Here is a 5,684-nt window from a genome sequence, read left to right as displayed (position 1 = left end):
CGTGGCGACGGGCGCCGTCACGGTGGGCGGCGGCAGCGGGGTCAGCACGGTGCCGGCCTGGTCGGCCGCGGCCAGGGCCCCGGTCTCGTCGACGCCGACGTCGAGGGCGCCGGTGGCCACGCCGTTCTTCTTGGCGCATTCGGCCAGGGTGGTCTCGCCGACGAACTGGCCGCCGACGAAGCAGCGCAGCGGACGGGCCGGGTCGTTCAGCTTGGTGTCGTCCGAACGGCCGGTCTCGACGATCAGGCCGCCGCGCGAGGCCGGCGGATCCTCGGCCGGCTTGCGATCCTTGCCGCCCATCAGCGTGAAGGCCACGGCCAGGCCCGCGATCACCGCCAGGGCCGCTCCGCCGCCCAGCAGCACGCGTCGATCTTTGAGAAGTTCCATGCCCCCTGGCTACGACGCGTCGATGACGGTTTCAAGCGTCACGGCGGCCGCGAAGGCCATGCGCGGCCTAGCTGCCGCCGGTCAGGCGGTCCAGCGCGGCCTGGTAGTTGGCGATCTGGTTGGTCAGATAGGCCGGAGCCGTGCCGCCGGTCTTGCCCGAGGTGGTGGTCGAGCCGTCGGCCTTCACGCCGTTGGCGATGTCGGCCATCTCGCGATAGGCGTTGCGGATCGCCGCCGTGGCCGACTTCAGCAGGTCGGCCGTGGTGGCCCGCGCCGTCTCGTCGGACAGGTCCAGTTCGGTCGGCAGTTTCAGCCCGTAGACCGGCCCCTTGCCGTCGGCCGAGACGGTGCGGCCGTCGTCGGTCTTGGTGTTGCGCACGATGCCCGAGGTCAGGCCCAGGGCGTTCAGCACGTTGCTGTCGCCCTTGCCCGGCAGCACCTCGACGGTCGAGGTGTTGTAGGCCGGCGTGATCTTCAGCTTGCGCATGTTGCCGTCGCTGGAGATCGACACCTTGGCGGCGTAGCCCGAGGCCCGGCGGATCTTGTCGGCCAGGGTGTCGAGCGTGTCGTCGGCGCCGATGGTGATGGTGGTCAGCGGGCCGCGCTCGCGGGTGCGGATCTGGAAGGTGTCGCCCGGCCGCGCCGAGGTCGCCGACACGATCTTGTCCGACTGGGTGTAGTTCATCGTCCCGCGCGGCAGGCCGAAGATGTCCAGCGCGCTGGAGCCCGAGGCGTCGACCGCGATCGAGGTCGGGGTGGCGTAGCCGTCCTTGCCGGTCAGGCGCTGTTCCCAGGTGGCGTCGCCGGTGGCCATGTCGATCTGGGCGACATAGCCGTCCTTGGTGCCGACGGTGGCCTGGCCCGCCAGGTCCTTGCCCGCCGCGCCCACCAGCCATACTTGGCCGTTGGAGACCGCCATGCCGGTGACCGTGTCGTCGCCCGTGCCGCCGTAATAGGCCAGGGTGTCGCCGGACGTGCTGGTGAGGTCGAGCGACACGCGCGCGACGAAGCCGTCAGAACCGCCCGAGGCGGCCGACTTGACGTTGTTGACCGTCAGCGAGCCGTTGGTCGTGTAGCCGCCGACATAGAGTTGGCCGTTGTCGATGGTCAGGCCGGCGATGTCGCCGCCCTTCAGCGTGCCGAGGTCGCGCGTCGCGCCCACGGTCATGGTCGCGGCCTTGGTGTAGGTGACCGGCTTGGTCTCGTAGACGCCGGCCGAGTTCAGCGCCGTGCGGTTCTCGGTCACCACAGACGTGGAGACGTCGAAACTGCGCAGCATCGCCTCGCTGCCTTCCTTGCTGGCGACGATGACCTTGCCGCCATCGACGACCATGCCCGAGACGGTGTCGTTCTCGGCGCTGCCGAAATGGGTGGTGAACAGGGCCTTGGGCGTGCCGGTGATGTCGGCCGCGAAGCCCGTCAGATAGTTGTCGTAGCCGCCCTGCGAGGCCGAGCCGGTGGCGCCGGGCAGGTCCGACTTGGTGCGGCCGGCCACGTAGACGACGCCGTCCTGGCCGAAGGCGACGGCCGTGGCCTCGTCTTCCAGCAGACCGCCGCGACGCACCGTCCAGCTCTCGTCGCCGTTGGCGTCGTACAGCGACACGAAGCTGTCGGTCACCGTGCCGTTGCTGTCGGAGTTGATCGGGCCGGTGGTGGCGCCGGTCAGGGTGCCGGCCACCGAGCCGGCCACGGCCACCTTGCCATCGCTCGACACGGCGATCGAATAGCCGGTGGCGGTGTCGGCCGCGCCCAGGCTGCGGGCGTAGAGCAGCTTGCCGGCCGAGTCGTACTTCAGCAGGGCGACGTCCTGGTCGCCCTTGATGGTCTGGCTCTCGACGCTCTTTTCGACGTCGGCCAGCACGTATATCGAACCGTCGGGGCCGGTGACGGTCTTGTGGACCTTGGCGACCGTGCCTTCCAGCGTGTCGGAGAACACCTTGGTCCCGGCCGTGGTGGTCGTGCCGGCGCCGTACTTGGTCAGGGTGTTCTCGATGACCGCGTCGTCGGTGTCGGTGTCGTCGTCCGGGTCGGGGTCGCCGGCCTCGGTGGTGATGTAGACGGCCGGCTTGGGCGCCGAGGCCGTGAAGTTCAGCTTCTCGATCGAGTCGCCGCGGATGCGCAGGGCGAAGTCGTCGCCGGTGGCCGGCAGCTTCACCGTCTGGCCGTTGACCGTGGTGGTGCGGGCCACGCCGGCGGTGCGCTCGACGGCGAAGGTGGTGTTGTAGCCGGCGGCCGAAAGCTTGTCGTTGAAGAAGCTGACCACGTTGGCCATGGTCCGCGGCTTGGAGCCCATCTCGGACAGGTCCATCTTCAGCGTCGTGGTCTCGCCGAACTTGGTGACCGCCATGTCGAAACTGACGTCGCCCTTGAACTGCGGGACCTCGTCATCGACCTGGCCGCTGTAGAGCGTGCTGGTGACGTAGCCGTAGACGTTCTTGGGGATGCCGACCGTCGACTTGTCGGTGGTCATGGCCGCGCCGGTGGTCAGGCGCATGTTCTCGCCGTTCAGGTTCTGAACGTAGTTGGTCAGCTCCGTCAGGCCCTTGGTCATCGCCGTCTGCAGGCGCTTGATCTCGCTGTCGGAGACGTTCTTCTCGCTGGACCGGCTGGCGATGGCCGTCAGGGTGTTGAGGGCCTGATAGGCGGTGAACAGCTTCTTGTAGTCGCCGGAAATGCCGGGCGAAGCCGCCTCGGCGGCGCCCTCGTCGATGAACTTGCGGCCGTTCAGCGCCGACTTCACCAGGTCGCTGGCCTCGGTGGTCACCGTGGTCCAGGGCGCGGCGGGAATGGCTTTCTTGCTGGACGACGACGAGGTCGTCCCCGTGGTCGTCGTCGTGGACGCAGTCGAGCCCGTCAGGCCGACCTTGGCCTGATAGTAGCTCAGCAGCGAACTGGTGTCGAAAGTGATCACAACAGCTTCCACGGAAGGCGCAATGCGCCACACAGCGGCAATCTACGGTTATGAACGCTGACGTTTCGTTAAGACGTGTAAATGGAAGCCGACCGCCCGGAGAGATTTAGGCCGCGATCAGGTGGGCGTCGCTGAGCGAGCGCCGGGCCTCTTCGCGCAGGCCCGCCCATTCCTCGGCCAGTATGCCCAGCAGCACCACGTCGCGCGGCTCGCCGTTCTTCAGCACGTGGCCGCGCAGATAGCCCTCGCGGCGGAAACCCGAGGCGGACTGGGCCTTAAGGGCCGCGTCGTTGTCGGCCATGACCTCGGCGAACACCTTGTGCAGGCCAAGCTCGCCGAAGGCGCGGTCGCGGCCCAGAACCTGGGCCGCCCGCCCTACCCCGCGCCGGCGGGCGTCGGCGGCGCCGACGAACCAGTTCCAGCTGGCCCGGCGGTGATGCGACAAAAGGCCCGTCAGGGTCAGCAGGCCGGCCGGCGCGCCGGCGCGCACGATCATCCAGCCGCGCATGTTGGGATTGGTGCTGAGAGATTCGAACCAGGCCGCATGCGCCTCCCGGCTGGGGAAGGCGGCGTCCGACATCCAGCGATCGACCTCGGGCTCGGCGCGCCACTGAAACAGCACCGCCTCGTCTTCGTCCTTCAAGTCCCGCAGTTCGATCATGCCGAGCGAATCCCCTTGCGCCGCGACGCACAGAGTAACCACGCAAAAAACGCCGGCCTAGGGAAAGACCGGCGTTTGTTGTGACAATTCCGTAGCGGCAGCCTCAGCCGCCGCTGCCGAACAGCGACAGGATGATCTGCGGGGCGCTGTTGGCGATCGACAGGGCCTGGGCGCCGAGCTGCTGCTTGACCTGCAGGGCCTGCAGGCGGGCGCTTTCCTTGGCCATGTCGGCGTCGACGAGGTTGCCCACCCCGGTCTCCAGCACGTCGGACAGCTTGGAGACGAAGGTGTTGTGGGCGTCGATCTGCTTGGCTTGCGAGCCGATCGAGCCGACGGCCTGGTTGACCGAGGCGATGGTCGAGTCCAGGCGGGTCAGCACGGCCGTGGCCTGGGTCAGGCTGGCGATGCTGTCGCCGGCGACCAGGCTGTTGTTGGGGCTGCCCAGCGACAGGGTCTGCAGGTTCAGCGAGATGACGGTCTGGGCGTCGGCGTCGGCCAGGAAGGTGATGGAGGCGGTCTGGCTGCCGTCGAGGATGTTGGCGCCGTCGAAGGTGGCGCTGTCGACCACCTGGGTCAGGTTGCTCAGCAGGCCCTGGAAGTCGGCGTCGAGGGCCTTGCGGGCCGAGGTCGACAGCGAGCTGTCCTTGGCGGCGACCACCTTCTCGCGCATCTGGTTGAGCAGGTCGGAGACCGACTCCCCGGCCGTCAGGGCGACGTCGGCGATCGAGGTGGCGCGGTCGAGGCTCATCTTGACCGAGGACAGGGCCGAGCGGTCGGCCTGCTGGTCCTGAGCGATCGACCAGACCGCCGCGTTGTCCTTGGCGCTCGAGATCGCAAGGCCGGTGTTGATGCGGGTCTGGACGCCCGACATCTCTTCGTTGGTCTTGTTCAGATTCTGCAGGGCGATCAGCGCAGGCTGATTGGTGTTCACGCTCAGCGTCATCACGATCTCCGAACGGCGTTCTCGCCGACTTACGAGGGAGCTCGGTACGCGATTCGGCGGCCGAGCAGGATCGACCGTGAACTTGCCGTTGCGGCGGTAAGAATATGGTTAACGCGCGTAAACCATAACACGCCTGCGACGTCGCGCCGCAAGCGTTGGCCGGAAATCCTTACGCGATAAGGCCTTAGGTCAGGCCGTCATAGATCTTGCCGGGGCCGTAGGACGCGGCGTCCTTGAACCTCAGCACGTCTTCGCGCGGATATTGCTTAAGGGTTTCGCCGGTGCGCCGGTCGACCGTCTTGTAGACGTAGACCCCGCTGTCGATGTCTTCCTCGATCACCAGACGCAGATCGCCGGGCTGAGGGCCGTTGTCGGCCTTCTGTTCGGCGGCGGTCGATGCGCCCTTGCGGGCCTCGGCCTTGCGGGCGTCGGAAACGACATCGCCGTCCGAGGACGAGCCTGGGACGGTGGGCGAAACGATCGGGTTTTGCGCGGACAACTCTTGAACCTGAGCCGTCAGCGCGGCTTTGCTTTCCATCTCTCCTATCGCCGCCGGTCAGGACGGCGCCTCTGCTATCCCCTCCCCGGCCTAGGCCGAAGGAAAGGCGGGGACGGTCCGCGAGGACCGCCCCCTGCTCGTTCCTTATCGGAACAGGCTCAGGACCGTGCCGGTCGACTGGTTGGCGATAGAGAGCGCCTGGATGCCCAGCTGCTGCTTGGTTTGCAGGGCTTGGAGCTTGGCGCTTTCCTTGGCCAGGTCGGCGTCGACCAGGTTGCCCACG

At 67.6% G+C, this 5,684-nt stretch carries 5 protein-coding genes and 1 pseudogene; all 6 read right to left on the bottom strand.

Annotated features, from left to right (window positions below; genetic code table 11):
• Positions 1-387, bottom strand: a pseudogene (locus tag DMC18_RS14945) (hypothetical protein); the annotation flags it as partial.
• A 67-nt stretch (positions 388-454) separates the two neighbouring features.
• Positions 455-3,298 carry a hypothetical protein gene (locus tag DMC18_RS14940; protein ID WP_110121795.1) on the bottom strand — a complete coding sequence of 948 codons (2,844 nt, stop codon included), beginning with the start codon at positions 3,296-3,298 and terminating at the stop codon, positions 455-457.
• Between the two features lie 106 nt (positions 3,299-3,404).
• A complete protein-coding gene (gene pseH, locus DMC18_RS14935) occupies positions 3,405-3,959 on the bottom strand; it encodes a UDP-4-amino-4,6-dideoxy-N-acetyl-beta-L-altrosamine N-acetyltransferase (protein WP_110133054.1) in 555 nt (184 codons plus the stop codon).
• A 103-nt stretch (positions 3,960-4,062) separates the two neighbouring features.
• Complete coding sequence (locus tag DMC18_RS14930) at positions 4,063-4,902, bottom strand: flagellin (protein WP_110121793.1); 840 nt, start codon at positions 4,900-4,902, stop codon at positions 4,063-4,065.
• A gap of 184 nt (positions 4,903-5,086) precedes the next feature.
• Positions 5,087-5,401, bottom strand: a complete 315-nt coding sequence (locus DMC18_RS14925; protein WP_146218085.1) for a flagellar protein FlaG — start codon at positions 5,399-5,401, stop codon at positions 5,087-5,089.
• Between the two features lie 144 nt (positions 5,402-5,545).
• Positions 5,546-5,684: flagellin (locus DMC18_RS14920; protein ID WP_255580381.1), on the bottom strand; the 139-nt coding region annotated here is incomplete at its 5' end.

The sequence above is a fragment of the Caulobacter sp. D5 genome (genome assembly GCF_003185805.1).
Classification (GTDB): Bacteria; Pseudomonadota; Alphaproteobacteria; order Caulobacterales; family Caulobacteraceae; genus Caulobacter.
Note: the sequence above shows the minus strand (reverse complement) of the source record. Positions and strands in the feature narration are given on the sequence as shown.